The following is a 25,717-nucleotide window of genomic DNA, read 5'->3' on the forward strand; positions in this document are numbered from 1 at the left end:
GCAATGGGCAACACTGACAACCCCGGAACCCGCCCATGCAGGCAGACCCGGACGCCGTTAGCAGCTCCTTAGAAAGGAGGTGATCCAGCCGCACCTTCCGGTACGGCTACCTTGTTACGACTTAGTCCCAATCGCCGGTCCCACCTTCGACGGCTCCCCCCACAAGGGTTAGGCCACCGGCTTCGGGTGTTACCAACTTTCGTGACTTGACGGGCGGTGTGTACAAGGCCCGGGAACGTATTCACCGCAGCGTTGCTGATCTGCGATTACTAGCGACTCCGACTTCATGGGGTCGAGTTGCAGACCCCAATCCGAACTGAGACCGGCTTTTTGGGATTAGCTCCACCTCACAGTATCGCAACCCTTTGTACCGGCCATTGTAGCATGCGTGAAGCCCAAGACATAAGGGGCATGATGATTTGACGTCGTCCCCACCTTCCTCCGAGTTGACCCCGGCAGTCTCCTATGAGTCCCCGGCCGAACCGCTGGCAACATAGAACGAGGGTTGCGCTCGTTGCGGGACTTAACCCAACATCTCACGACACGAGCTGACGACAACCATGCACCACCTGTAAACCGGCCGCAAGCGGGGCACCTGTTTCCAGGTCTTTCCGGTCCATGTCAAGCCTTGGTAAGGTTCTTCGCGTTGCATCGAATTAATCCGCATGCTCCGCCGCTTGTGCGGGCCCCCGTCAATTCCTTTGAGTTTTAGCCTTGCGGCCGTACTCCCCAGGCGGGGCACTTAATGCGTTAGCTACGGCGCGGAAAACGTGGAATGTCCCCCACACCTAGTGCCCAACGTTTACGGCATGGACTACCAGGGTATCTAATCCTGTTCGCTCCCCATGCTTTCGCTCCTCAGCGTCAGTTACAGCCCAGAGACCTGCCTTCGCCATCGGTGTTCCTCCTGATATCTGCGCATTTCACCGCTACACCAGGAATTCCAGTCTCCCCTACTGCACTCTAGTCTGCCCGTACCCACTGCAGAACCGGAGTTGAGCCCCGGTCTTTCACAGCAGACGCGACAAACCGCCTACGAGCTCTTTACGCCCAATAATTCCGGATAACGCTTGCGCCCTACGTATTACCGCGGCTGCTGGCACGTAGTTAGCCGGCGCTTCTTCTGCAAGTACCGTCACCCCCAAAGAGGGCTTCTTCCCTACTGAAAGAGGTTTACAACCCGAAGGCCGTCATCCCTCACGCGGCGTCGCTGCATCAGGCTTTCGCCCATTGTGCAATATTCCCCACTGCTGCCTCCCGTAGGAGTCTGGGCCGTGTCTCAGTCCCAGTGTGGCCGGTCACCCTCTCAGGCCGGCTACCCGTCGTCGCCTTGGTAGGCCATTACCCCACCAACAAGCTGATAGGCCGCGAGTCCATCCAAAACCACAAAAAGCTTTCCACCCCCCACCATGCGATGAGGAGTCATATCCGGTATTAGACCCAGTTTCCCAGGCTTATCCCAGAGTCAAGGGCAGGTTACTCACGTGTTACTCACCCGTTCGCCACTAATCCCCGGCGCAAGCACCGGATCATCGTTCGACTTGCATGTGTTAAGCACGCCGCCAGCGTTCATCCTGAGCCAGGATCAAACTCTCCGTTCAAAAACAAAAAACGAAACACAACCACCCCCACCGGAAATCACGGCAAGAAGCAGCTGCAAATCTGAAACCAGCTGAAAACCAAACCACCACACACGGGGGTGCGCAATGGCCCGGCAAAAATTCAACCAATCAAAAAACAATCGGTATCAACAAACTTGGCACACTATTGAGTTCTCAAACAACAGGTCACTAATCCAAAGCAGTACCACCACCAACCACAACGGCCAGCAGATCGCTCCGGAGCAACTTTTCAAACTTACCCGAACCAGCCACACAAAGCAAACCAGCCCGGAACCCCCCACCAGCACCAACAGCGCACCAAAGCACCACCGGAAACCGGCCATTCGAAAGGGAGAAAGTCACCGTCAAACCCGCATCAGCGGCGGCAACTCGAATAACTTTACACACCCCCAACCCCCGAAACAAATCGGCACCGAGACCCCTCCAAAACCCCTGGAACACAAGGGAAGCGGCGTGAAAACAGCCTCGCACAGCGAGATTGCACCCATGTGAAGCCCATCACCTACCCCGGCCCTGAACGCCCGGTGATAGAGCAACCCGGGAAACCCGACAGGACGTGATAGAGCAACCCGGGAAACCCGACAGGACGTGATAGAGCAACCCGGGGAAACCGACGGGACGTGATAGAGCAACCCCTAAACCGCCGCTTAAACGCCAAAGAGGCCGGCAACCATGACGGTTACCGGCCTCTTTGGACGAGCTTGGTGCTTACCAGGAAGACTTGGTGATACCCGGCAGCTCACCCTTGTGAGCCATGTCGCGGAAGCGAACGCGGGAGATACCGAACTTCTGGAAGGTGCCGCGGGGACGGCCGTCGATCTGGTCGCGGTTACGCAGACGGATCGGGGAGGCGTTGCGGGGCAGCTTCTGCAGGCCGAGGCGTGCAGCTTCGCGGGCTTCGTCAGACGCGTTGGGGTCAACCAGGGTCTTCTTCAGCTCGAGGCGCTTGGCAGCGTAGCGCTCAACGATGACCTTGCGCTGCTCATTACGAGCAATCTTGGACTTCTTAGCCATGTGTTTAGCGCTCCTCTCGGAATTCGACGTGCTGGCGGATCTTGGGGTCGTACTTCTTCAGGACCAGACGGTCGGGGTCGTTACGACGGTTCTTGCGCGTCACGTAGGTGTAGCCGGTGCCCGCAGTGGACTTCAGCTTGATGATGGGACGTACGTCCTTGTCCTTTGCCATTAGAGCTTCACTCCTCGTGCCAGGATGTCGGCGACGACCGCGTCGATGCCGCGAGCGTCAATTACCTTGATGCCCTTTGCGGACAGCGTCAGGGTGACGTTGCGGCGCAGGGAAGGAACCCAGTAACGCTTCTTCTGAATGTTCGGATCGAACCGGCGCTTGTTGCGGCGGTGCGAGTGCGAAATGCTGTGTCCAAAGCCCGGCTCGGCTCCGGTCACTTGGCAGTGTGCTGCCATGACTCTCCTCCAAAGTTTGAATGTAACGGCGTGCAGGGTCTTCCTGCAGTACCGTGCGACAGGCAGCGTCCGCGTCCAGTCCGAACCAGCCCGATGGATTCCGCAGTAACGCGGCGAAGAAGGTTGGCCTCAGAACAGGGCAGTGAAAATCACTGCTTCAGATCCTGGGATACTGGGCGAATACAGGGATGCACGCAACTTGAGCCCCTAACTACCGGCCCACGGGATGCTGGTCAGACCAACATTTACCGCCAACCGGAGCAATTGCACACGCTCCGCACTACCTAGCGCCTAACTATTCTACGGGCAGCACCAAATTAAGACCAATCAGGCCGGACCAGCGCAGGGTACTTGGGGCTCAGCCCGTCGCCGGACGACGTTCCCCGAACCCGCCGGACAACCCAGGGCGTAGCGAACTCACGAACCCACCGGGCGTTTTCACGCAATGTTTCGGCACGGCTGAGCAGCCGCTGCGGCGCGGGTTCCGGAACGTCGATGACGTGCTCGTGTTCAAGGACATCAAGCACTCTTTTGGCCATGTTCAGGTGACCGGCAGTGGACATGTGCATGCGGTCCGTGTCCCACATGCGCCAGTCGTCGTATTCGTCGAATCGCCAGTAGTCCACCAGCAGGGCCCCGTAGTTTTCGGCAATTTCGCGAACCAGTTCGTTGTAGATCGCCGTGCGCCCGCGCATGGCGCCGAAGACCTTGGAACCCTTGGCATCGAAGCCCGTGAAGAGAACCACTGTTGCGCCCGTCGCGCTTAACTTGGCGATTCCGGCGTCGTAATCCTGCAAAAGCGAGTCAATGTCGATCTTGGGACGCAGGATGTCGTTCGCCCCTGCGTACAGGGTCACCAACGTGGGTTTAAGTTCGACGGCGGCATCCACCTGCTCTGCCATGATCTGGCGCAGTTTCTTGCCGCGGATAGCGAGATTGGCGTACCCGAAGCCCTCATTGCTCTGGGCCAGCTGACCGGCCATGATGTCGGCCCATCCGCGCACTCCGTTGGGGCGCGAGGAGTCAGCGTCTCCGACGCCCTCGGTGAAGGAGTCTCCAAGGGCAACATAACGGGCAGAAAAATCCATGCCGCCAGTCTGCCACCCGAAGGCTCGGCCCAACAAAGCCGGCAGGCTGCTAGGAATCGCGGAGGATCCAGTGGTTGTTGTCGAGCCGGGCCACGATCTTCTCACCGATGCGCGCCAGGTCCGCCACGTCGTCGGGGGTCAGCGAGTCCAGCATCAGCGTGCGGACAGATTCAACGTGTCCGGGCGCCAGCGAAACGATGGTGTCCATCCCCGCCTCTGTCAGGTGGGCAACAGTTACCCGGGCATCACCGGGGTGCGCCTCGCGCTCAACCCAGCCGCGCTTCTGCAGTTTGGTCACCACGTGTGAAAGGCGGGACAAAGAAGCACTCGTGCGGGCAGCGAGTTCGCTCATCGGAAGGTAGCGGCCCTCAGCCTCGGAGAGCATGGCCAAAACGTTGTAATCGAAAAGGGACAGCTTTCCGGCGGACTGCAGCTGCGTGTCCAACGCTGACGGAAGAAGGGTGTTGATGCTCAGGAGGGCCAGCCAAGCCCGGCGTTCCTCAGCGTTAAGCCAGCGCGGTTCAGTCATGGCTTCAATCTTAGGAGAATCCGTCACCTCCCCCGTCCGCGCAGTCCCGAAACGGTAGGCTGACGGCATGTTTGTTGTGTCACTGACCTACAGGGTTCCCGACGAGATTGTGGACTTCCACCGGCCAGGCCATATGGCCTGGCTTAAGGAAGCGTTCGACGGCGGTGTGTTCGTAGCGTCCGGACGTCGCGTCCCGGCAGTTGGCGGAGTCCTGCTCTCCAACGTGGACAGGGCAACTTTGGATGAATCCCTGGCGAAGGACCCGTTCTACAGCAACGGAGTGGCGGATTTTGAAATCATCGAATTCAACGCCACCACCGTGGCGGACGGCTACGAGAACCTGCTGGATTCCTGACAGAGGAACGCCGGAAAACGCGCGGGACCTGACAGAGGAACGCCGGAAAACGCGCGGGATGTGACAGAGGGTCAGCCTTCGGCTTTGCCGCGCCGCCAGTAGCCCATGAAAGCTACCTGCTTACGGTCAATGCCGACGTCGCGCACCAGGTACCTCCGCATTTCCTTGATCACGAACGCTTCCCCCGCAATCCAGGCGTAGAAGGGCAACGCACCGGCCGGCAGCGTGGGGTTCTTGGTGGCTTCGATGGCCGCGGCATCCAGTCTTTGCGGGGTTTCCCACAGGATGTCCTGGTCCACGTTGACCTCCTCCGGCTCGGGACCGGCGGCGGTTTCGGCGCCCTTCAAACCCACCCAGCCGGGAACGGGAACAGCCTTGGCGACGGCCGCTTTGAGGAGTTCCCCGTGGGGACGCGAGCGTCCGATGGATGCGCCGCGGGCGAGCCAGGTGATCTCGACATTTGCCGGCGTGCTGATCTCCTGGAAGTCCGCGGCAGAGGGCACTTCAAGGAAAGCATGCCCGGTGATGTCGGCCGGAAGGCTTTCGAGGATCGCGCTGATGGCCGGGACTGCTGTTTCGTCGCCGGCGAGGAGGACACGCTGGGCGAGGCCCGGCCGCCACTCGATGCCTCCGTACGCGCCGGCCGTGGTGCACTGGGCGGCCCGGTTGTTGGGGCCGATGATGGTGAGGGTGTCCCCCGGTTTGGCGGCCAAGGCCCAGTTCGCGGCTGGCCCGCCATGGCCGGAATCGTCAAAGTGCATGACGAAGTCAATGTCGATCTCCGGGTACACGGCATCAAGGCGCTCCGAGCGGACGGTGTAGGTGCGCATCGAACCTCGGACAGCGGGGTCCATGGCCAGCCATTCCTTGTACCAGCCGGCCTCTTCCATGGTGAATTCGGGCAACGGGATCGGTTGTCCCGCTGCGTCCATGGACGGGATCATCAGTTTCACGCGGAGATCCAGGGTGTCCCCGGCTACGCCAAACTTGCGCAGGGAGTAGCCGCCGAACGTGATGCGCCGGAAGTTGGGGCTGAGTTCCTGAACAGCGCTGACCGTGACATCGAACGCCAGCGTCATCGGCTCCACGGCACTCGCTGTGGCCTGGGTGGGGTGTGCACTCATGAGGCGATCTCCAGTTGGTTGGTTGTAGCGGGCTGGGCGTGATGGCGTCCGATCGGAACGATCAGGGGTGTGCCGGAGATGGGGTCCTGGACCACACGGGAGTCCAGGCCGAAAACGGTGTGCACCAGTTCCTCGGTGACCACCGCGGAGGCGGGACCTTCGGCCACGATGCAACCGCCCTTCATGGCGATCACGTGGTCCGCATAGCGTGCAGCGAGGTTGAGGTCGTGAAGCACGATCGCCACGGTGGTATTGCGGGTGCGGTTGAGGTCGGTCACCAGGTCCAGGACTTCCACTTGATGGGCGAGGTCCAGGTAGGTGGTGGGCTCGTCGAGCAGCAGGACTTCGGTCTCCTGGGCCAGCGCCATGGCGATCCACACGCGTTGGCGCTGGCCGCCGGACAGTTCGTCGACGCAGCGTTCTGCGAGCTCCAGCGTTGCGGTCGCCTCGAGCGCGCGCTGCACTGCGGCGTCGTCGTTGGCGCTCCAACTGCGGAAGAGGCCTTGGTGCGGGTACCGGCCACGTCCCACGAGGTCCCGGACGGTGATGCCGTCAGGAGCGGTGGGGTGCTGGGGCAGCAGGCCGAGCGTGCGGGCAAGTTCGCGGGCGGGACGGGCGTGGATGTCCTTGCCGTCCAGGGTGACGGCGCCACCGGCCGGCTTCAGGAGCCGTGACAGCCCCCGCAGCAGAGTGGACTTGCCGCAGGCATTCGCCCCGACGATCATGGTCACTTTACCTTCGGGAATCTCCGTGGAAAGTCCTTCCACCACCTTGCGCTGCTCATACTGGAGCGTCAGGTCCTTGGCATTAAGGAGGGCCATGTCAGGCTTCCTTTCGGTTCGACGTGACGAGGAGCCACAGGAGGAACGGTGCACCGAGTGCGCCGGAAATGACGCCCACCGGCAGGACGGTTCCATCGAGGATCAACGGTGCGATGTTGGAGGCGAAGAAGTCGGCCGCGAGCACAATCAGCGCACCTGTGAGGGCCGACGCCGGAAGGCTGGGCTTGCGGACGAAGCGGCGGGAAATCGGTCCGGCCAGGAAAGCAACGAACGCTACGGGACCTGCGGCTGCGGTTGCGACGGCGGACAGCGCGACGGCGGTGACCACAAGTCCCAGCCGGGTGGCGTTGACCCTGATTCCGAGCCCTGCTGCGGCATCATCGCCGAGTTCCAGCATGCGCAGGGGGCCGGAGAGGAACATCGCTGCCGGAATGAGCACCAGTAAGGCCGCGGCCAGGATTCCGGCGCGTTCCCAATTGGCGGAATTAAGGGATCCGTTAAGCCAAACGAGTGCGTCCGCTGCCGTGCGAATGTCCGCGCGGGTCATCAGGAAGTTCACTACGGCGTGCAGTGCGGCGGCGATGCCCACCCCTGCGAGGATGAGGCGGTTGCCTGCCGCATTGCCTCGGTTGCCGCCGCCATTTCCCGCACTCCGTGAGATGGCGTAGATGATGGCAGCCACGCCGAGCGCCCCGCCCAAGGCCGCTGCGGATACCACGGCACCCGAGGCTCCGAAGATCACGATCGCCGTGACAGCGGCGGCGCTCGCCCCGTAGCTGATGCCGATGATGTCCGGGCTGGCGAGGGGGTTCCGGAGCATGGTCTGGAACAGGGCGCCCGCAAGGCCGAACGCGACGCCGATCAATGTACCCACCGCTGCACGCGGCAGTTTGTGTTCCATGACGATGAAGCTGGCGCCGGGGATCTTTTCGCCGCCGGTGAGGTGGTTGATGACGATCGTGAAGAAGTCGGGGATCGTCACCGTGTAGCTGCCCAGGAGCACGTACACCGCAAACATCACCAGCAGCGCGAGGGCAAGGACGAACGTGCGGCTCCGGACCCGCCGAAATGACAATTGATGAGGGTGTTTGGGCGAAGGATTGGCATTAACTGCCAACTCGGTGGGGAGCTTGTGGAGTGTCCTCATAGTCCGGCCGCCTTGCCCCGGCGGATGAGCCAGACAAAGACGGGTGCGCCCACCAAGGCGGTCATGATGCCTGCGGGGACTTCACCCGGAAGAAGGATGACACGGCCAATGACGTCGGCGGCGATGAGCAGGATGGGTGCGGACACCATGCAGAACGGCAGGATCCAGCGGTAGTCCGGCCCGGTCAGTGATCGGATGGCATGCGGCACAACGAGGCCCAGGAACCCGATGGGACCGGCCAGGGCCGTGGCCGACCCGCACAGCAAAACGATTCCCAGTCCGATGATTCCGCGCGAAAGGCCAACGTTCTGGCCGAGTCCGCGTGCGACGTCATCTCCCAAGGCCAGGCCGTTCAGGACACGCCCGCCCGCCACCACCACCAAAGCACCGATGAGCAGGAACGGCAGTGCCGGAAGGAGAACCGACCAGTCACGGCCGCCGATGCTGCCCACCTGCCAGAAACGGAAGCGGTCCAGGGTGTCCTGGCTGGAGACCAGGATGACGTTCATCAGCGAAAACAACCCGGCACTCAGCGCCGCGCCTGCCAGGGCGAGCTTGACCGGCGTCGCACCATCACGGCCGCGGGAGGCGATGGCGTAGACCACGATGGCGGCCGCTGCGGCTCCGACGAAAGCGAACCAGATGTAGCCGGTCAGCGACGTGATGCCAAAGACGTAGATGCCCACTACCACCGCCAGTGCAGCACCGGCGTTGAGGCCCAGGATGCCGGGATCGGCCAACGGGTTGCGGGCAACGCCCTGCATGGCAGCGCCGGCCAGGCCCAAAGCGGCCCCCGCCAGCAGGCCCAGCACCGTACGCGGAATCCGGGCGATGACCACGGCGTGGTCGCCGTCCTGCGGATTGAAGGTGGTGACAGCTTCCCAAATGGTTGAAAGGGGAAGCCCGCGTGCGCCGATCGCCAAAGACGCGGCGCACGCAGCAGCAAGCACGACGACGGCGAGCAGCAGCAAGGCGGTGCGCTTGCCTGCCATTCGCGGACCGTTTGGAGCGGTCGCGTTGCTGCCGGGAGCGATCCCTCGCTGGTTACCAGGCGCCGAAGTGCCACCAACCCGCTCCACGGGAGCCGCCGTCGTCGTGCTCAACTTCACTGGACTTACTTGCCTACTGCGTCCGCTGCTTTACCCAGCTGCGGCAGGAACGTATCCAGCGCCCACGGCAGGCTCAACGGGGAAGAGGCAGAGATGGACAGCGTCAGGGTGTTGTCCGAGTCGGCAACCAGCGCGCCGCTCTTGATGGCAGGGATCTGGCCCAGCAGCGGATCAGTCTTGATGGCCTCGGCGGTGGTGGCATCCGGAACCCAGGTGACGAAGATGTCAGAGTCGAGCTCGTTGGCCTTCTCTGCGGACCAGGGGATGAAGAAGTCCTTGTTGGTCTTGGTGTTCTCAGTGACCACCGGTGCCAGCTTCATTCCGATGTCGGAGAGGAACCGGGGGCGGTTGTCGATGGCGGTGTAGACGTTCACGCCATCGCCCTTGGCGGGCTCGAGGTTGCCGTAGATGAAGGTCTTGTCCTTGATCTGCGGGTACTTGGATACCTTGTCCTTGATGGTGGCCTCGGTGTCTTCCACCAGCTTCTTGGCTTCGGCTTCCTTGCCCAGCGCCTTGCCGATCATGGTGGTGCTCTCCTGCCACGGCGTGCCGTAAGCCAGCTCCGGATAGGCAACAACCGGGGCGATCTCGGACAGCTTCTTGTAGTCGGCTTCTTCGAGGCCGGAGTACGCGCCGAGGATGACGTCCGGGCTGAGCTTGGCGATTTCAGTGAAGTTGATGCCGTCAGCCTCGGAGAACTGGACGGGAGCTTTATCGGAGCCAAAGCCGGCGCCGGCCTTCTCCAGGGCTTCGTCCTTCCACGGGGTTGAGCCCTTGTCATTGTTGCCCCACTCGTTCTTGGGGACACCGACCGGAACAACGCCGAGGGCGATCGCGATGTCATCGTTGACCCACGAAATGGTGACGACCCGCTTGGGCTGTTCCTTAATCGTGGTCTCACCGAAGGCGTGCTTGATGGTGACGGGGAAAGCCGACGATGCTGCTTCCGATGATGCCGGCGCCGAGTTGGCGGGACCGGTGGAGCAACCGGAAAGGGTAAGTGCGACAGCGGCCAATGCGACCGTCGCTGAACCTGCAGTCTTCAGCAGGGCGCGGCGTGGAAGAAGGGAAGCCACGGGACTCCTTAGGTAAGTTATGCGAACCTAAGTAAGGCTAGCCTATCCTTCAAATAATTACGAAACGTTTCTGTCGCTTAATCCCTTCCCATATTCCTCCGCCACATCCCACCCCCTTACGGGAATCCCTCTGCCACATCCCACCCACGTACGGGAATCCCTCTGCCACATCCCCTCCCGGTGGACAGCTCCCGCGGAGATTTGGGAGGATATCGGCAGCGGACTACCGCTTCCAGGAAAAATTACGAGGGGAATGAGCGTGCGCACTGCATCAGTTGCCGCAGCCATAGTTGGCGAGGTGGCCGCTTTGGCCTGCTTGGCACACCCCCACGCGCCGGCATCGTCCAAGTAGCACCGCAAGCACCAAGATCCAACGCCACTGTTGGTTTCTTCGGCGTGCCCTTGTGCTCCACAGAGACGACCCCGCGCCTAACGTGCCATGACGCAGCGCCAGGTGCGCTGCCGACGTCGTAATTTTCAAAGGAAGCTTCGCCATGCAGAAAATCACTGCCCAACAAATCCGATCATCGTTCATCAATGCCAGCCGATCAGAAGCTGCCAAACTGAATCTTCCCCGCAACTTCGAATCGATCGAATGGGAAACCCTGGAGTTCCTCGGTTGGCGGGACGAGAAGATGCCCCAACGGGGGTACCTGGTTGTGCCGTATGAAGGAAAGCTGACGGGCGTCCTGCTCCGCGCTCCGGAAGGCGGCTCCGGCAAGAACCGTGCAGTCCTGTGCGAATTGTGCCGGGACGTCTTTTCCAAAGATGACGTTTACCTGTGGGTTGCCAAGAGGGCGGGTCAGTCCGGCAAGGACGGCAACACGGTGGGGACGTTAATCTGCGCGGAATTCGGTTGCAGTGCCAACGTCCGCAAGGAGCCGCCGGTCAACGAGATCAACCCGGACCCGGCTGCCGTGGTGCTCAAACAGATCGCAGGCCTGGAATTCCGCACGGCCCAATTCCTGAGCAGGGTACGGGGCAAGTAGGCCAATGTGACTGGCAGTAGGGGTTGCTATGAGTGCTCAGAACAACCCCTGCTGCCAGTCAGTTGGGAGACGGCGGCGGGGCCGTCAGCGGAGGACGATGTCCACAGGGTTGGCTTCCGAACGCCACGCTCCGGGCTCGCCACGTCCCGAAATGACGGGCGCGGTCAGCACGCCGCTACGGTTGGTGCGCTTGTCGCGGAGGATTTCCGTGACGGAGCCGAGGTGGCGTGACAGGTCGATGACGTTCTCCGGGGCAGCCAACAGCAACTGGAACCCAAATTCGTGGAGCGCCTTGATGCCCGCCCCGGCGAATTCCTCGGACGCCAGGACAAACGCCTCGTCCATCATCACGGTGCCGTACGTCGTGAAACCCTGCTCGGCGATGCCCAGCTGGTAACTCAGGGCAGCCGCCATGATGAAGGCGGTGAATCGCTGACGCTCGCCGCCGGACATGGAGCCGGTGTCCGCATGCATGAAGACTTCCGTCTTCTTCCTGCCTGACGCTCCGGCCACCTCGCGGTGCTCCTTGCACTGGATGAAGAGGTGCCCGCGAACATCGAGGACCTCGGAACGCCAGCGCCGGTCCTCGGGGGTCTGCGAGCCGAGCCGCTTCACCAGGGTTTCCAGTGACTTGTAACGGGCAGTGAGCTCGGCGTCCTCGTCCACCTCGGACGGCGCGGCTCCCCGGGACGGGCGTGCGTGCTTGGCCTTGAGTGCGTTCTGGATCGCGTCCTTGAACTGCTTGGCAGTGGCAGGAAGTGTCTGCTTGATGTCCAGTTCCAGGTAGCTGCCTTCGTGGAAATTGACCTGGGAAAGGATCCCGTTCAGCGGCAGGATGCGGCTGGTGATGCTGCGGCGTTCCTCATCAAGGAGGTGCAGCAGCGTACTGAACGATTCATGCGTGCGCTGGTTGAAGAACAAACGGAATTCCGCTTCCTGTGCGGGCAAGCCGTCGCTCACGATCGCATGGTACCGGGCTTCGAAATCACCGGCGGCGCCGATCGACGTGCCATGATCGGCGCTGATGGCACTGCCCCATTCACGCACGAACGCCTCGAAAATCCGGGTCAACCGCTCCGCCGTTGCTTGCCCCCGGGACTCGGCTACGTGCAATTCATCAAGCAGCTTGTTGCGGACGCTGTTGGCCAGGTTATCCAGCTCGTACAGCTGGGTGACGTCGGCAGCGCCGGCAAAATACGGCTCAAGCGCCGTGACGGTGGAGCTCGACGGCGGTGCTTGCTCAAGCTTCAGCCTCGCCGCGTCCAACAGCCCGTCAGCCGTGGTCATCTGATAGTCGAGCGCCTTGTATTCGCTCTGCAGGACGGCCGCGGCACCTGTGGAGGATTGGTGCTTCTCACGCACCGCCTCAATGTTTGCCCGCAACGGCTCAAGATCGGCCTGCGCGGCCAAGGCGTCGGCAAGGCGCTGTTCGATTCGCGTCAATTCCTCCCCGGCAACTGCTGCTGAAACCTGCTCCCAAGGACGCTCATCCTCGGCAACCCGGCGGAGGGCTTCCAACTGACGGGCCATTCCCTGATGCGAATCTTCCCGGCTCTGTGCCAGTTCCGCAGCTTTGGCCAACTCGTTCTCGAGCTCACCGACGCGGGCCGCCACCAGCTCCAACTTGGACGCGTTGTCGAAACCGAGAACGTAGTCCTGGCGGCTCGTGAAGCGATCGTCCTTCTCCACGGTGTGCCGGTTGCGCTTGACCACGCCGCCCAGGCTCAGTCCCTTGTCCAGCGAAGCCAGCTCGTCCGGGTCCTCGACACACGGGTAGGCGAAGTCCACGGCGATCCGTTCACGGACCCACTCCCCCGCCTCTGCATTGGCCCCCGACGTGAGGATGCTCAACTTAGTCAAGAGATCGCCGTCGGACACGTCCTCCACAGCAAGTGCGCCGCCTGCAAGCGGCTTGGAAACATCCACGGCGCGAAGGGCTCCGCGGATGGTGTTGTCATTCAGGTAGCGGGTTACGGCCGCGAAGTACTCACCCGGGACCAGCAGAGTGGTTGCGAGGTTGCGGAGCGCGCGTTCGGCGGCTGGACGCCACTGCTCCTGGCCCTCCGCGAGATCGATGAGCTCGCCCGCGAACGGCATCCGTTCCTCGGGTACGCCAGTGGCCGCAGCTATCGCAGCCCGGTTTTCAATGCTCGACGGCGGCAGGAGGGACTTGCGCGAACGCAGCGACAACAATTCCTGCTGGGCAGCTGCCAGCTCGCGTTTCTTGGTGGCGTGGGCATCGAACGCCTCAAAACGGAGTTCCTTGAGGGACTCCGAGTCGTCCTGCAAGGATGCCGACCGCGCTGCGGCCTGCTCATGGGCCTGGTCCCAACCTTCAGCTGACCATTCCAGGTTCAGCCCGGCATCGGACAACGCCTTCCTGGCAGACTCCTCCACCTGCTGCCGCAGCTTCAGGCCGACGCGGGCGTTCTCCAGCGACTGCTCAATGGCAGAGATCGCGTTGCCGCCGCGGTTGTTGTAGTCGGACTCCAGCTCCCGCAGTTCCTTGGCGAGCGCGTCCCGGATGGTCCGCTCCGCCGCGAGTTCCTGCGCTTTCTGCTGGGCCAATTCCCTGAACCTGGCCAAGGTCTTGGCATGCACGGAAACCGCGAGCTGCTGTTTGTACGCCTCAAATTCCTCGCCCGTCAGCTCACGGAGCCGGTTGGCATCCAGCAACGCCTGCGCGTATTCCTTGTTGAGGCCGGGAACCGGTGCCAACTGGTCGCGCTGCTGCCGGACGTCTTCCAACCGCTGGCGGATGGACATCAGGTTGCTGAATTCCTCAACCACATCGTCCGCGGCGGCAAGCGTCGCAGGAGCGTCGAGCACTTGGTCGCGGAAGAAGGTGTTGACGCTGCCGCCCAGGCCCTTGCCTGCCTGGATGACGCGGAGCAAGGGCAGCGCCTGGTCCGAATTGATGCCCAGAAGCCGGCGGAACCGCTCGGCAAAAGCCTTATGGACGTCGAAGACCTGCCCCTCGGGGAAGATCGACTCCAGCGCGCCCTTGGTGAACCGCTTCTGCGCGATCCCCTCGATCGCTTCAAGATCCAAAGGCTTGCTGTCGATCACATAGAACCGGCCGACGCTCGATTCGGTGCCGTTCTTGGGCAGGTCGAACAGTGCGGAAATCGTCACCTTGGTGCCGGCTGCGTTATCAAACGTGAGTGCGACGGCGGACCAGGTGGCACCAGGCCGCTGGAAGGCACTGGCCGAGCTGTCGCCGACCGCCTTATCACCGACCTTGCCGCGCATGTAGGTGAAGGTGGTCCTCTTGTCCTCCACAGCACCGCCGGACCGCTGGGCCGCGGCCTCGTTGGAACGCGGACGGGCATCAAATACTCGGAGCATCGCGTCAAAGAGCGTCGATTTGCCGACGCCGGAATTACCCGTGAGGAGCGTGCCGTTGCGGTCCACGTGCATGGTGTGGGCGCCATGGAAGGTGCCCCAGTTGACCACCTGGACGAGGGCAAGGCGCATCTGGCCCGGGTTCGTCTGTTCGCCCAACGGGAGCATGCTTGCGATCGTCACTTCGTGGTCCCTTCGGCGTCGGTTGAGTCCGCGGCGGAACTCACCGCAGCGGGTCCGTCGTCATCCGTGTCGTCGTCCATGTCGTCATCTGAGGGGCTGGTTTGATGTGAATCGGGGTCCAAGTCAAGCAGCGGTTCGGTGCCGGATTCGTCGGCTGCTACTGCCACCAGGGCTTCGATGTGGGCCGGAATGTCGCCGATGTTTTCGAAGGGGAGGGCCAGCGGGAGTGCGTTGCTGATGGTGTAGGTGTCGTCCAGGGGGGTGGCCAGGAGCAGTTGGCGGGCCAGGAGTTTGGTGATGGTGCGGTTCACGACGTCGGAGTCCCGCAAGGCATCCTGCTGGCCGGCCGGGGTGTAGTTCGCTACCAGGTCGGAGATCTCCTCGCGCGTTACGGTCGGATCCGTCTGGGCCGTGACATGGCGGTCCAGGAGCAGGCGAAGCCGCAGCAGGACGATGGTTTCCACCCGGCTGAGGGCGCGCTGTTGGCGGAGGATGCTGGACCGGGAGCTTGCCCCGATGATCTCCGGATCCACCGGGCGCAGGACCGCGATCTTGCGGTCGTGGTCCAGCTGGAGCGTCAGGAAGAGTTCCGACAACCGGCTCCGAAGGATCAGTTGGTTATCCAGGAGCGTGGTCCAGAGCTTCTCGTCGCGGCCGCCGTCGATGTACGGCCCTTTCAGCAGTTTGACCAGGGCGTGGCGGACTTTCATGGGCAGGACGCCGGTATCCCCGGGGAAGAGAGCTGCACCGTCAACGAACGTATCCCTCGGGGACACACGGAACGGATCCGCGGTGTGCGTCTCCACCTCTTCCCGGCCACCATCTTCCCGGCCACCATCCATGGTGGGGTTATCCGTCGCGGCGAGTTCCGTCGTCGTGATTTCCTCAGTCATCAGAATCCTCATTCAGCGTGACGACGGGCAGATATGCCGTGCGGATGCTGCCGTCGATTTGTTCGAAGTCGATGTGCTCCCAGGCGGCCCGGTCAAAGGCGGCGCCGGTCTGCAAGGCCATGGACAGGAGGGAACGGACGGTGTTGATGTGCCGTTCCTCAGCGGGAAGGTTTTCCCACGCCTCGCCCAGGGTTGCGGACCCTGCCATGGCGGCACGGACGACGTCGGGCCTTGCCTTTCCGGTGCGGGCGGACTTGACGCGGTCCGAGTCGGTGAAAGCGATGGGGTCCGCCAGACGGGGTGGCGTGGCGAACTCGTCGGGGTCGAAGAGCTTGACCATGGCCAGCGACTCGAAGCCCGCGTTGTAGAGGACGGGCCCGGGGACAAGGCCCGGACGGTCCCGCTCGTATGGCATGGAACGGATTGCCTGCTCGGCCTCGGCGAGCACCTTGCGGAGCGTGACCGACTGGCGGACATCGTCACTCTGGATATACGTGTTGAGGCTTTCCGACAGCTTGCCGTAGATCCGCTGGATCTCGCTGTGCTGCGTCCGGAGCTCGGCGACGAGGTTCTTCAGGGTTTCCCGGTCCTCGTGGGTGAGATCGTCTGCGAACTGCCTGCTCAGGACCTCGCCGATGGCTGAGCGGAAACGCAATTGCTGCTGCGGGTCTTCGAGGAACGCCGTGAATGAACGGAAGGTACGACCCTCGGGGCTCTGCCTCAGCCGCTTGTCCGCTTCGAGCACTTGGGCCATGGTGGCACCCTTGCTGAGCGACTCTTCAATGATCTGGTTCCGGAGTTCACCCACTAGTTCCTCAATGCGGTCACGCATCTTCTTGTAGTCGGCGGGCAGGCTGGCCGCGAGGTCCAGAATGTTGCCGGCGGCCTCCACCGCTTCCTCATCGTCCAGGAGCCCGTCGAATTCACCGGAACTGATGTCCTCCACCAGTTGTTGACGCTCCTGGATCTCCTCCTCGAGGGCTTCAAGGCGGGCGCTCTGGTCCGGGTTGGTCTCGTTGGCGAGTTTCTCCACATCGCCGAGCAGGGTGCCCAGCCGGGAGCCGTTGAGCGTTGAGCGTTCACTGGACAGGCTGTCGAGGAAGGCGAGCACGCGGGCTGCGGCTTCGGTGACTTCGTAGACGATCTGGCCGGACTGGTTACGACGGGTGAGGAACTGTTTTCGGGTCCACTCGTCGCCGAAAGCTTTGCCGTTCAGCTGCCCGCCGAGCGCTGGGTCCTGGCGGCGGAGCTGCTCAAGGAAAGCGTCGACGTCGGCATGGAACTCTTCGAGCGGAAGCTGCGGCCGGGTGCGGGTGAAGGAGGCTTGGAGCACCGCGATGACCCACGGCGCCGAACGCGTCAACGTCCAGGCCGGCCCTTTGGTGAGCTGTTCGAGGTCCCTCAGCCGGGCACTGATGGCGTCGGCGGAGGACATGGCTGAACGGGACAACTACTCTCCTTCAGCTGCTGCGAAACCTGGCTGGCAGCGAAAACTGCCCCGTACAAGGTTAACGCAGAGCGTCCGCACCCAACTAAGTCGCAGCAGAGCACGTTTAGAACGCTGATAACGCGCACAAGTGCGACCTACTTGGGGGGCACCCGGGTGGGCGCGGGGGTGGGCGCGGGGGTGGGGCGCCGGGTGGGCACCCGCGTGCGTGCCGCCGTCGTGCCCTTTCCGTGACCTACCACAGGGTAGGGTTTCGATCCCGTATCAACACCGTTTCCATGCTGGCCGCGGGCCCCCGCCGCCCCTAAGGTCAGATCATCGACGCCGGCAACGCCGCGTCTACCCACGCACTGTCGCATAGGGGGAACTGTGGATTTCGACTTTACGACGCTGGAAACCGCCACTTACGTGTTCATTGGAACGCTGGCGGTCGCTGCACTTCTGGTCGCTTTCATCGCGGCGGCGGCAATAGCAACAATTGTTCTCATCGGCGTCATGGGCATGGCCTGGTATGCCATCAAGGCTGTCCTTGGCGGACTGATCCATGGCATCAACTTCGCCTGGGACCGGCTGGTCCACCATGCCGGCCAAGTGGACATCCCGGCCGAATTCCAGCCGCAGGTATCCACTGGTACGGGTAGCTACCCGCGGGTAGCATTGAGGGACAGCTGAAGGGTTCGCACCCGAGGCGGACCCTGGCTCCATCCGGCACAACCGGTTAGAGGAGTTATCCCATGACGTCCGCCACTGACAACGGTCTCTCCGCAGCAAGCGTCAACGCCTCCGCAGAGGAGGCCCGTGCCGTCGCCGAAGCCGCGCGGGAAACCGAATGGAACCGTCCCAGCTTCGCCAAGGGCCTGTACCTGGGCAGCTTCGACCTCAGCCTGATCCACCCCTGGCCCGAGGCCAAGGCAGAGGATGTTGAGCGCGGCGAAGAGTTCATGGCCAAGCTCGAGGCCTTCTGCAGGACCATGTCCGGACGCGTGATCGAACGCGATGCGAAGATCCCGGACGAATACCTCACAGGACTGGCCGAGCTGGGCGTCTTCGGCATGAAGATCCCGCGTGAGTACGGCGGCCTGGGATTGTCGCTGGTTTACTACGGCCGCGCTTTGGCCTTGGTGGGTTCGGTCCATCCCAGCTTGGGCGCCCTGATCTCCGCCCATCAGTCCATCGGCGTCCCCGAGCCCGTGAAGGTGTTCGGCACGGACGAGCAGAAGCGCGAGTACCTGCCCCGATGCGCCGCGGGCGCGATTACCGCTTTCCTGTTAACAGAGCCCGACGTCGGCAGCGACCCCGCGCGCATGGGCGCCACCGCGGTCCTGTCCGATGACGGCGGGTCTTACGTTGTGGACGGCGTGAAGCTCTGGACCACCAACGGCGTGATAGCCGAGCTCGTTGTGGTCATGGCCCGCGTCCCTGAACATACGGATGCGGACGGCACCACCCACAAGGGCGGCATCTCCGCGTTCGTCGTGGAGATGGATTCTCCTGGCATCACCGTGGAGAACCGGAACACCTTCATGGGCCTGCGCGGGATCGAGAACGGCGTCACCCGCTTCCATCAGGTACGTGTCCCGGCGGCCAACAGGCTGGGGCGCGAAGGCCAGGGTTTGAAGATTGCCCTGACCACCCTCAACACGGGCCGCCTCTCCATCCCCGGCCTGTGCGTTGCTGCCGGAAAGTGGAGCCTGAAGATTGCCCGCGAGTGGTCCAACGCCCGCACCCAGTGGGGCCGCCCGGTGGGACAGCACGAGGCCGTCAGCAAGAAGATCGCCTTCATCGCCGCCACGACCTTCGCTTTGGAGGCAGTCTTCGAGCTGTCCGCCGAAATGGCCGACGCCGGCGCCCGGGATATCCGGATCGAAGCCGCACTGGCCAAGTTGTGGTCGACCGAGCTGAGCTGCAGGATTGCCGACGAACTCGTACAAATCCGCGGCGGCCGAGGGTTTGAAACCGCCGACTCCCTGGAGGCCCGCGGCGAGCGCGCGGTGGCAGCGGAGCAGCTCCTCCGTGACCTGAGGATCAACCGCATCTTCGAGGGTTCCAGCGAGATCATGAAGCTCCTCATCGCCCGCGAGGCCGTGGACGCGCACCTCGCGGCAGCGGGCGACCTCGCCTCGCTGGATGCGAGCCTGCAGGACAAAGCGAAGGCCGCCGTCGGGGCTTCCGGTTTCTACGCGCGCTGGCTGCCGAGGCTGGTGGCCGGGGCGGGAATGGACCCGAGGTCCTACTCGGACTTTGGGCGGCTGGGCAAGCAACTGCGTTTCGTGGAGCGTTCGTCCCGCCGGCTGGCACGGCAGACCTTCTACGGCATGGGCCGTTGGCAGGCGAAGCTCGAGCACAAACAAGCGTTCCTTGGCAGGATCGTGGACATCGGAGCCGAGCTGTTCGCGATGGCCGCGTGTTGCTCGCGGGCTGAGAACCTGCTGCACACCCGGCCCGAGCATGCCGCAGCAGCTTTTAAACTGGCAGAGGCCTACTGCGAACAGGCCCGCGTGCGGGTGGACGAATACTTCGACCAGCTCTGGCGCAACACCGACGACGCCGACCGCGACCTTTCGCGCAAGGTCCTCGCCGGGGATTACGCCTGGCTTGAGGCCGGCATCCTGGACCAGTCCGAAGGAACAGGGCCGTGGATCGCCGACGCCTCCCCCGGCCCCTCAGCCAAGGAGAGCCTGCACCGCAAGTACAGGTAGCTTTCCTGTGCGTTAGCGGACGTCGCCGTCCACGTAGTACCAACGCTTGTCCTCACGCACAAAACGGCTGAGTTCGCGCTGGACTCCGCGTTCGCCGTCGTGCCTGTAGTGGGCTGCGAACTCCACCGTGCCCCGCGCGTCCAAAGGTCCGCCGGCCGTGGTTCCGAGAATGTCCAACCGCCGCCATTCCATGTCCGGATCCAGGTCCATGGTGTCCGGCCGCGTGCTCGGATGCCACGTGCGCAGAAGGTATTCGGGGTCCAGGACAACGAAGGCCGAGTACCGCGAGCGCATGAGCTGTTCGGCAGTTGGCGCGTCGGCTTCCGAGCGGTGGAAACGGCCACAGCACTGGTCGTATGGATCCCCGGACAGGCACGGGCAAGCGCCGTTGCGGAGACGGGTGAGATCGGGCGTCAAAATGCCCCTTTCCGAGGCCGTAAATGAGAGCTGCGCAACATATTTTCCCACGCCGTATAACAGCTTTGAAACAACCCCGCAGGAGTGCTGAGCCGGGCGTGATTCCGTCGGTGCCGGACCGTAGGCTAGATGTGCAAGCGGGGGAGACCGCGGGCATCAAAACGCAAAGCCAGGGGAGGCTACGTGGAGGATCCGACAACGCTCGCCATCAACCTGACCTACCTGGGGACGTTGGGGATGGCAGTCCTCATGTTCCTGGGTCTGGTATTCGTCATCATCATCACGCTTGTGGTGGCCGGTATCGGGCGTCTGCTGTCGATCATCATCCTTGCGCTTTTCGGCATCTTCCCCAAGAAGGAAACGACGCCGATCGTCCACCTCCCCCAGCGGCCGGAGGACTCCTCCGCCCCGGTTGGTTCCGGCGTCCTGCCTGCTGCTGGCGCTCCGCTGAACGAGCCCGCGTCCGGCCATGTGGCCGCCGTTGCCGCAGCCGCTGTTGCCGCTCCTCCCGTACCTTCCGCACCCCCGGTAGTGGTTGAAACGCCACCTGCCCCGGCCCAACCGAAGCGGGACCTCCTTGGAGAAGCCCGACGCCGGGTCGCGGGGGCGGCTGCCTCCGTCAAGGACGGCACGTGGAAGTCCAGGATGGACACCCAGACCAACCACCATCCCCTCGTCGTGGCCGCAGCCAAGGAACCGCCCGTCCTGGCGAAGGGCTGGGCCGAGGCCGTGGCTGAAGCTGACCAGCGGGCGGCTGCCCGGGCCAAGGCTGAACAGCCCCCGGCCATCAAGGTGACAGTCCGCGAGGTGGGAGAGTCGGGATCGTCGGCCAAACCGTCGTCGGGAAATGGTCCTTCCCCGGACGCAGGAACAGCGCCCGGGCCGGCAGACCCTGCCAAGAAGGCTGAACCCGCAAAACCAGTCCAACCGGCCGCACTCAAGCCCCTTGCCAACAAGCAGGGGCCCAAGAACACCGCCAAAGGGAAGTCCCCGGGCCAAGTGCGCAAGGGTTCCTTGAGCGGTGCCAGCCGCAACTCCTAGGCGGGGTCAGGCCGCCAGCTGGCGGAACGATGCCCTGTGGTAGATGAGTGGCTCGGAATCATGGTTGACGGTGGTGGACTTGACCTCAAGGACCACGATCGCGTGATCCCCCGCCGGAATCTCTGACACGACTTCGCACTCGAAACCCAGCACGGCACCGTCGATCAGCACAGCCCCCGAGTCGGTGACGCTGTGGGCCACGCCGTCAAAACGGTCGCGGGTCTTGGAGGAAAGCTGGAGGCACGCGGCTTCCTGCCCCTCGGCAAGCACGGATACACCGAGCCGGGCTGCCTGCCGAAGCCTGGGCCACGTGGTGGAGGAGTTCTGCACGGCAAACATCACTAGCGGAGGCTCCAAGGAAACGCCAACTGTAAAGGACGATGCCACCAAGGCCTCGGGCGTGAAGTCGACCATTGCACTGAACGCAGCCACACCGGACGGGAACCGGGCAAAGGCAGCCTTGATCGCTGCTGTTTCATCCACCGTTGTCCGTGTCATTTGATCTGTCCCCTTTGCGCGTCGATTGAACCTCTTTCCCCATGATTCATGCGTTCCCGGGAACCTCCACGTTTGTGGATCCGGAAGTCGTTTGTATTGCCCGGTGTCAAGAAATGTCTCGCAGTAAGGCCCCTTCCGTTACTTCCCAAGACGAAAAACGAAGAAGTTCTACCACTTGCGTTTCTGCGTCCGGCAGCGCTGTGTAGCCTCGACGGGACACCTCCCCCACCACAGGAAGCCGACATGAGCCTCAACGAGCTACGGACGCTTGGACGCACCGGCGCCCTGATCAGCCCCCTCACCCTTGGCACATTGAACTTCGGGACAGGAACCGCCCCCACCGGTCCTGCGGACAGTATCCGCATCATCAAAGCAGCCCTCGATGCCGGGATCACCAGCATCGACACCGCGGATATCTACTCCCAGGGCGAGGCCGAAAACGTGGTGGGCCAGGCCATCCACGGCCGTCGCGACGAAGTCTTCCTCGCCACCAAGTTTCACGGCCAGATGGGTTCCAATCCGGCCCACGCCGGCAACTCGCGGCGCTGGATCGTCAGGGCAGTGGAAAACAGCCTGCGTCGTTTGGATACGGACAGGATCGACCTTTACCAAGCACATCGCCCGGACTACAACACCGACCTGTTGGAAACCATCACTGCCCTCAACGACCTCATCCGGCAGGGCAAGATCCTTTACTACGGCACCTCTGTGTTCAGTCCCGCGCAACTGGTGGAGGCACAGTGGATTGCCAACACCAACCACCTCACGCCCCCAGTCGTGGACCAGGTTCCGTATTCGCTCCTGGTGCGTGCCAATGAACGGGACGTTTTCCCCATCACCCAGCAGTACGGCGTCGGGGTTTTGAGTTACGGACCGCTCGACGGCGGCTGGCTCGCCGGCGGGTACCGGGTGGGTGGCGGTCAGCCTGAAAGTTCGCGCTTCTCGGCTGTCCCGGGCCGCTTCGACGTGACCGCGCCCTTCAACCAAGCGAAGCTGCACGCGGCCGATGCCTTGGGCCGGGTCGCTGCCCGCTACGGCATCTCCTTGATCCAACTGGCCGTGGCATTCGCCATGAACCACCCCGCGGTCACCAGCGTCATCATCGGGCCACGGACCGAGGAGCATCTTACTGATTACCTCAAGGCCGCTGACGTCGTACTCAGCGAAGCCATCCTGGACGAGATCGACGATATTGTTGCCCCCGCCGTGAACTTCCTCGAGCGGGATGCCGGTACCGTGGCGCCGCACCTGGAGTACCCGGAACTTCGACGCCGGTAGGCCTTGCAACGTCCTATTGACGGCGGTTCCGGCGCGGCGTGATCCTTGACCTAAGTGCTGCGGCACATCCGCAGCGTCGGTTCCAGTAGAACGCCGCCCGCCATGTCCACACCCCATATTGAACGCGGCCTTGCCGCCACCCCGGGCCAACCGACCCAAGGCCCACTCACCCACGAAGAACTCCAACTCGCCGGCCGGAACCACTCGATGCCGCTTGAAGCGTTGCACGACGATCTCACCCCCGCGGGACTGCACTACTTGCTGATCCACTTCGACATTCCGCACGTTTCGCTTGAGACGTGGCGGTTGCGGCTGGGCGGGGCTGTTGCAGACTCCCTGGAGCTCAGCCTCGACGACCTCAAAGCCCGTCCCGCCGTCACCATGCCCGTCACGCTCGAATGCGCGGGAAACGGGCGATCGCTCCTGCAACCCCGGCCACTCAGCCAGCCGTGGGTCCTCGGTGCCGTCGGCACGGCGGAGTGGACCGGAACTCCCCTGGCACCCCTGCTGGAGGAGGCCGGGTTGGCGAGTGACGCCGTCGAACTTGTCTTCACCGGCGCTGACAGCGGCATCCAAGGCGGCGTCGAAGAGCCGTATGCGCGGAGCCTGACCATTGAGGAGGCCATGCACCCCGAGGTGATGCTGGTGTACGCCATGAACGGCCAACCGCTCCCGTTGCAGCACGGCTTCCCGCTCCGGCTGCTGGTCCCCGGATGGTACGGAATGGCGAGCGTGAAGTGGCTGACGTCCATTGAAGCTGTGACAACCAGGTTTATGGGGTACCAGCAAGCTGTTGCCTACCACTACCTCCAAGGACCCGACGGGCCGGGGCTGCCCGTGACCCATATTCGGGTGCGGTCTTTGATGGTGCCGCCGGGGATTCCCGATTTCTTCACCCGTCGCCGGGTAGTGCATGCCGGACCGGTGATGCTTCACGGGCGCGCGTGGTCCGGGCATGGCGACGTGGAGCGCGTGGAAGTGGGTATCGATGGAACGTGGATGCCTGCGCACCTCGATCCGCCCGTTGGGGACTTTGCCTGGCGCTCGTGGTCCATGGTGTGGGTGGCGAACAAGGGTGATCACGTGCTGCGATGCCGCGCCATGGACTCGTCCGGTGCCCTCCAGCCCACGGAACAAGTGTGGAATTACCAGGGCATAGGGAACAACATGGCGCAACGGGTGGAGGTGACGGTGCGGTAGGGGGTGTTTCGCGGGTGGGGGCCCTCCCGCCTTTCTTCCCTTCCGCCGAGTTCGCGGGAACGGCTCTTCCCTTCCGCCGAATTCGCGGGAAACCTGCTTGTTCGCTGTCGCCTTGCAGCGGTCAACGTACGTTTGCGGCGAACACACGACTCTCCCGCCGTAACCGCTTTCGCTAGACTCGACTGCATCATGAGTAGCCAGTCTTCCGCCCCGGCCGCCGTCCGCGTCGACGCCTGGTTGTGGGCGATCCGAGCCTACAAAACCCGTTCCGCCGCGACGGCAGCTTGCCGGGCCGGGCATGTCCGCCTTAACGGCAACCCCGTGAAGGCGTCGCAGACTGTGATTGTGGGAGACACCATCCGGGTCCGCGAATCCGGGTGGGAACGCGTTTTTGAAGTTCGGCGACTCATTGCCAAGCGTGTGGGCGCCGAGGCTGCATCGCATTGCTACACCGACCACACTCCCCCGCGTCCTGTCCTCCCCCAGCTGGGCCTGCCCCAACGCGACCGCGGCGCCGGCCGGCCGACCAAGAAGGACCGCCGGGATATGGACAAGCTGCGGGGATAGCCTTCCGGACCCGGCTGAATTTTGCTGGATCATTCAGTGGTGCGCTTCTGTGGGCCCTCTGGATTCTGTGGTTTTGGCGCCTTGGCCGCGCAATGATCCAGCAAATTCTTCCCGGTGCAGTTATCCACAGATGGGTCTTACCGGCTCGAACCAGCGCGAACCCCCTGCTTAGACTGGCCAGCACTACGCCACAACAGTCGCTGGGGAGTCTGTACATTGCCACGCTTTTTGTTTGATCTTTCGCCTGCCCATTTCCGTTCCGTCGCTCTCACGGTTTCTGCGCTTGTGCTCTTGAGTTCATGCCAAGACCCTGGCTCGCCGCCGGTTCCGGGCGCGGTTACGGGAACCACGACGGCGACTCCCGCAGCAAGTGCCTCGCCTTCCGGTTCCTCGAGTCCCTCCTCCGGGAATCCGGGGGTGTACAAGCCTGCTGATTCGAAGGGCAAGGCCGAGAACGTACCGGTGCCCGTCATGCCCGAGCTGGCGAAGGAAAACTCGAAGGAAGGGCTGGAGGCGTTCATTCGGTACTGGTACGAGGTAGGAGGTTACGCCGACGAAACCGGTGACATCTCTGAACTCGCCACACTCAGCCAGAAATCATGCAACGCTTGCGCCTACTTCCTGAGGGGAGCTCAAGATGGCAACCGGGACGGAAGATGGCTGGTAGGTGGCGCCATACGCATACCGACTCTCGATATTGAATGGGAGAGTGACCAGGAGAGCCAACAGGCCCGAGTACAAGTCGTCCAGGATGCCATCAATTACTACAACCCCGATGGCACAGAAGGTAGGCCCTCCGACCCGCCCACTAATGATGCGTTCGTCGTCACGGCCAGCTTCGATTCAACCTGGAAGGTAGTGGACACAGGTGTTATCCGCTAAGGCCGACAGCCGAGTCTTGGTGGT

At 63.0% G+C, this 25,717-nt stretch carries 25 protein-coding genes and 1 rRNA gene; 10 read left to right on the top strand and 16 right to left on the bottom strand.

Annotated features, from left to right (window positions below):
* Positions 1-72: 72 nt before the first annotated feature.
* Positions 73-1,601 (bottom strand): 16S ribosomal RNA (locus RI444_RS19620).
* 105 nt (positions 1,602-1,706) lie between these two features.
* Here RI444_RS19620 and RI444_RS19625 point away from each other — a divergent pair.
* On the top strand, positions 1,707-2,114 hold the full coding sequence (locus RI444_RS19625; protein WP_156784029.1) for a hypothetical protein: 408 nt from the start codon (positions 1,707-1,709) through the stop codon (positions 2,112-2,114).
* Between the two features lie 216 nt (positions 2,115-2,330).
* Here the strand turns inward: RI444_RS19625 and rpsN are convergent, their stop codons facing one another.
* From rpsN to RI444_RS19650, 5 genes are all read right to left on the bottom strand, one after another.
* Positions 2,331-2,636, bottom strand: a complete 306-nt coding sequence (gene rpsN / locus RI444_RS19630; protein ID WP_021474711.1) for a 30S ribosomal protein S14 — start codon at positions 2,634-2,636, stop codon at positions 2,331-2,333.
* Between the two features lie 4 nt (positions 2,637-2,640).
* The gene (gene rpmG / locus RI444_RS19635) at positions 2,641-2,808 is read right to left on the bottom strand and encodes a 50S ribosomal protein L33 (RefSeq protein ID WP_003798558.1); all 168 of its coding nucleotides are present in this window, start codon (positions 2,806-2,808) and stop codon (positions 2,641-2,643) included.
* Entirely contained in the window at positions 2,808-3,044 is a 237-nt protein-coding gene (gene rpmB, locus RI444_RS19640) for a 50S ribosomal protein L28 (RefSeq protein WP_021474712.1), read from the bottom strand. The genes rpmG and rpmB overlap by 1 nt, the downstream gene beginning before the upstream one ends.
* Positions 3,045-3,361: 317 nt before the next feature.
* Entirely contained in the window at positions 3,362-4,132 is a 771-nt protein-coding gene (locus RI444_RS19645; RefSeq protein ID WP_207605441.1) for an SGNH/GDSL hydrolase family protein, read from the bottom strand.
* Between the two features lie 49 nt (positions 4,133-4,181).
* Entirely contained in the window at positions 4,182-4,661 is a 480-nt protein-coding gene (locus RI444_RS19650; protein ID WP_031217354.1) for a MarR family winged helix-turn-helix transcriptional regulator, read from the bottom strand.
* Positions 4,662-4,728: 67 nt separating this feature from the next.
* Between RI444_RS19650 and RI444_RS19655 the strand changes: the two genes are divergently transcribed.
* Entirely contained in the window at positions 4,729-5,016 is a 288-nt protein-coding gene (locus tag RI444_RS19655; RefSeq protein WP_021474715.1) for a YciI family protein, read from the top strand.
* 71 nt (positions 5,017-5,087) lie between these two features.
* Here the strand turns inward: RI444_RS19655 and RI444_RS19660 are convergent, their stop codons facing one another.
* Genes RI444_RS19660 through RI444_RS19680 form a run of 5 tightly spaced genes read right to left on the bottom strand, consistent with a single transcriptional unit; the run spans position 5,088 to position 10,254 of the window.
* A complete protein-coding gene (locus RI444_RS19660) occupies positions 5,088-6,140 on the bottom strand; it encodes a siderophore-interacting protein (RefSeq protein WP_062098314.1) in 1,053 nt (350 codons plus the stop codon).
* On the bottom strand, positions 6,137-6,961 hold the full coding sequence (locus RI444_RS19665) for an ABC transporter ATP-binding protein (RefSeq protein WP_062098316.1): 825 nt from the start codon (positions 6,959-6,961) through the stop codon (positions 6,137-6,139). The genes RI444_RS19660 and RI444_RS19665 overlap by 4 nt, the downstream gene beginning before the upstream one ends.
* Position 6,962: 1 nt before the next feature.
* Positions 6,963-8,069 (bottom strand): FecCD family ABC transporter permease, encoded by a 1,107-nt coding sequence (locus tag RI444_RS19670; RefSeq protein WP_069696339.1) that lies wholly within the window; start codon positions 8,067-8,069, stop codon positions 6,963-6,965.
* Entirely contained in the window at positions 8,066-9,178 is a 1,113-nt protein-coding gene (locus tag RI444_RS19675; protein WP_410510792.1) for a FecCD family ABC transporter permease, read from the bottom strand. The genes RI444_RS19670 and RI444_RS19675 overlap by 4 nt, the downstream gene beginning before the upstream one ends.
* A 5-nt stretch (positions 9,179-9,183) precedes the next feature.
* On the bottom strand, positions 9,184-10,254 hold the full coding sequence (locus RI444_RS19680; protein ID WP_207605439.1) for an iron-siderophore ABC transporter substrate-binding protein: 1,071 nt from the start codon (positions 10,252-10,254) through the stop codon (positions 9,184-9,186).
* Positions 10,255-10,748: 494 nt separating this feature from the next.
* Between RI444_RS19680 and RI444_RS19685 the strand changes: the two genes are divergently transcribed.
* The gene (locus RI444_RS19685; RefSeq protein ID WP_021474722.1) at positions 10,749-11,243 is read left to right on the top strand and encodes an FBP domain-containing protein; all 495 of its coding nucleotides are present in this window, start codon (positions 10,749-10,751) and stop codon (positions 11,241-11,243) included.
* A gap of 84 nt (positions 11,244-11,327) precedes the next feature.
* Here RI444_RS19685 and RI444_RS19690 read toward each other — a convergent pair whose 3' ends face one another.
* Genes RI444_RS19690 through RI444_RS19700 form a run of 3 tightly spaced genes read right to left on the bottom strand, consistent with a single transcriptional unit; the run spans position 11,328 to position 17,114 of the window.
* Positions 11,328-14,771 carry an ATP-binding protein gene (locus RI444_RS19690; RefSeq protein ID WP_207605438.1) on the bottom strand — a complete coding sequence of 1,148 codons (3,444 nt, stop codon included), beginning with the start codon at positions 14,769-14,771 and terminating at the stop codon, positions 11,328-11,330.
* Positions 14,768-15,613: a DUF4194 domain-containing protein gene (locus tag RI444_RS19695; protein ID WP_225740191.1), complete on the bottom strand. Its 846-nt coding sequence runs from the start codon at positions 15,611-15,613 to the stop codon at positions 14,768-14,770. The genes RI444_RS19690 and RI444_RS19695 overlap by 4 nt, the downstream gene beginning before the upstream one ends.
* 43 nt (positions 15,614-15,656) lie before the next feature.
* The gene (locus tag RI444_RS19700; RefSeq protein WP_031217356.1) at positions 15,657-17,114 is read right to left on the bottom strand and encodes a DUF3375 family protein; all 1,458 of its coding nucleotides are present in this window, start codon (positions 17,112-17,114) and stop codon (positions 15,657-15,659) included.
* A 366-nt stretch (positions 17,115-17,480) separates the two neighbouring features.
* Here RI444_RS19700 and RI444_RS19705 point away from each other — a divergent pair, with 366 nt between their 5' ends.
* Positions 17,481-17,783 carry a hypothetical protein gene (locus RI444_RS19705; protein ID WP_021473970.1) on the top strand — a complete coding sequence of 101 codons (303 nt, stop codon included), beginning with the start codon at positions 17,481-17,483 and terminating at the stop codon, positions 17,781-17,783.
* Positions 17,784-17,845: 62 nt separating this feature from the next.
* Positions 17,846-19,810, top strand: coding sequence for an acyl-CoA dehydrogenase family protein (locus tag RI444_RS19710; protein WP_207605437.1), 1,965 nt, complete (start codon positions 17,846-17,848; stop codon positions 19,808-19,810).
* Positions 19,811-19,822: 12 nt separating this feature from the next.
* On the opposite strand, the gene RI444_RS19715 is transcribed toward RI444_RS19710, so the two are convergent.
* Positions 19,823-20,227 (bottom strand): YchJ family protein, encoded by a 405-nt coding sequence (locus RI444_RS19715; protein WP_242703199.1) that lies wholly within the window; start codon positions 20,225-20,227, stop codon positions 19,823-19,825.
* A gap of 183 nt (positions 20,228-20,410) precedes the next feature.
* Between RI444_RS19715 and RI444_RS19720 the strand changes: the two genes are divergently transcribed.
* Entirely contained in the window at positions 20,411-21,268 is an 858-nt protein-coding gene (locus tag RI444_RS19720) for a hypothetical protein (RefSeq protein ID WP_062098330.1), read from the top strand.
* Between the two features lie 6 nt (positions 21,269-21,274).
* Here RI444_RS19720 and RI444_RS19725 read toward each other — a convergent pair whose 3' ends face one another.
* Complete coding sequence (locus tag RI444_RS19725) at positions 21,275-21,766, bottom strand: flavin reductase family protein (protein ID WP_207605435.1); 492 nt, start codon at positions 21,764-21,766, stop codon at positions 21,275-21,277.
* 243 nt (positions 21,767-22,009) lie between these two features.
* Here RI444_RS19725 and RI444_RS19730 point away from each other — a divergent pair, with 243 nt between their 5' ends.
* From RI444_RS19730 to RI444_RS19745, 4 genes are all read left to right on the top strand, one after another.
* Complete coding sequence (locus tag RI444_RS19730; protein ID WP_021473965.1) at positions 22,010-23,044, top strand: aldo/keto reductase; 1,035 nt, start codon at positions 22,010-22,012, stop codon at positions 23,042-23,044.
* A gap of 102 nt (positions 23,045-23,146) precedes the next feature.
* On the top strand, positions 23,147-24,244 hold the full coding sequence (locus RI444_RS19735; RefSeq protein ID WP_207605434.1) for a sulfite oxidase: 1,098 nt from the start codon (positions 23,147-23,149) through the stop codon (positions 24,242-24,244).
* A gap of 189 nt (positions 24,245-24,433) precedes the next feature.
* Entirely contained in the window at positions 24,434-24,811 is a 378-nt protein-coding gene (locus RI444_RS19740) for an RNA-binding S4 domain-containing protein (protein ID WP_062098334.1), read from the top strand.
* Positions 24,812-25,228: 417 nt separating this feature from the next.
* On the top strand, positions 25,229-25,693 hold the full coding sequence (locus tag RI444_RS19745) for a DUF6318 family protein (RefSeq protein WP_242703198.1): 465 nt from the start codon (positions 25,229-25,231) through the stop codon (positions 25,691-25,693).
* The last annotated feature ends 24 nt before the right edge of the window (positions 25,694-25,717 follow it).

This window comes from Paenarthrobacter sp. AT5, assembly GCF_032764245.1.
Lineage (GTDB): Bacteria > Actinomycetota > Actinomycetes > Actinomycetales > Micrococcaceae > Arthrobacter > Arthrobacter ureafaciens.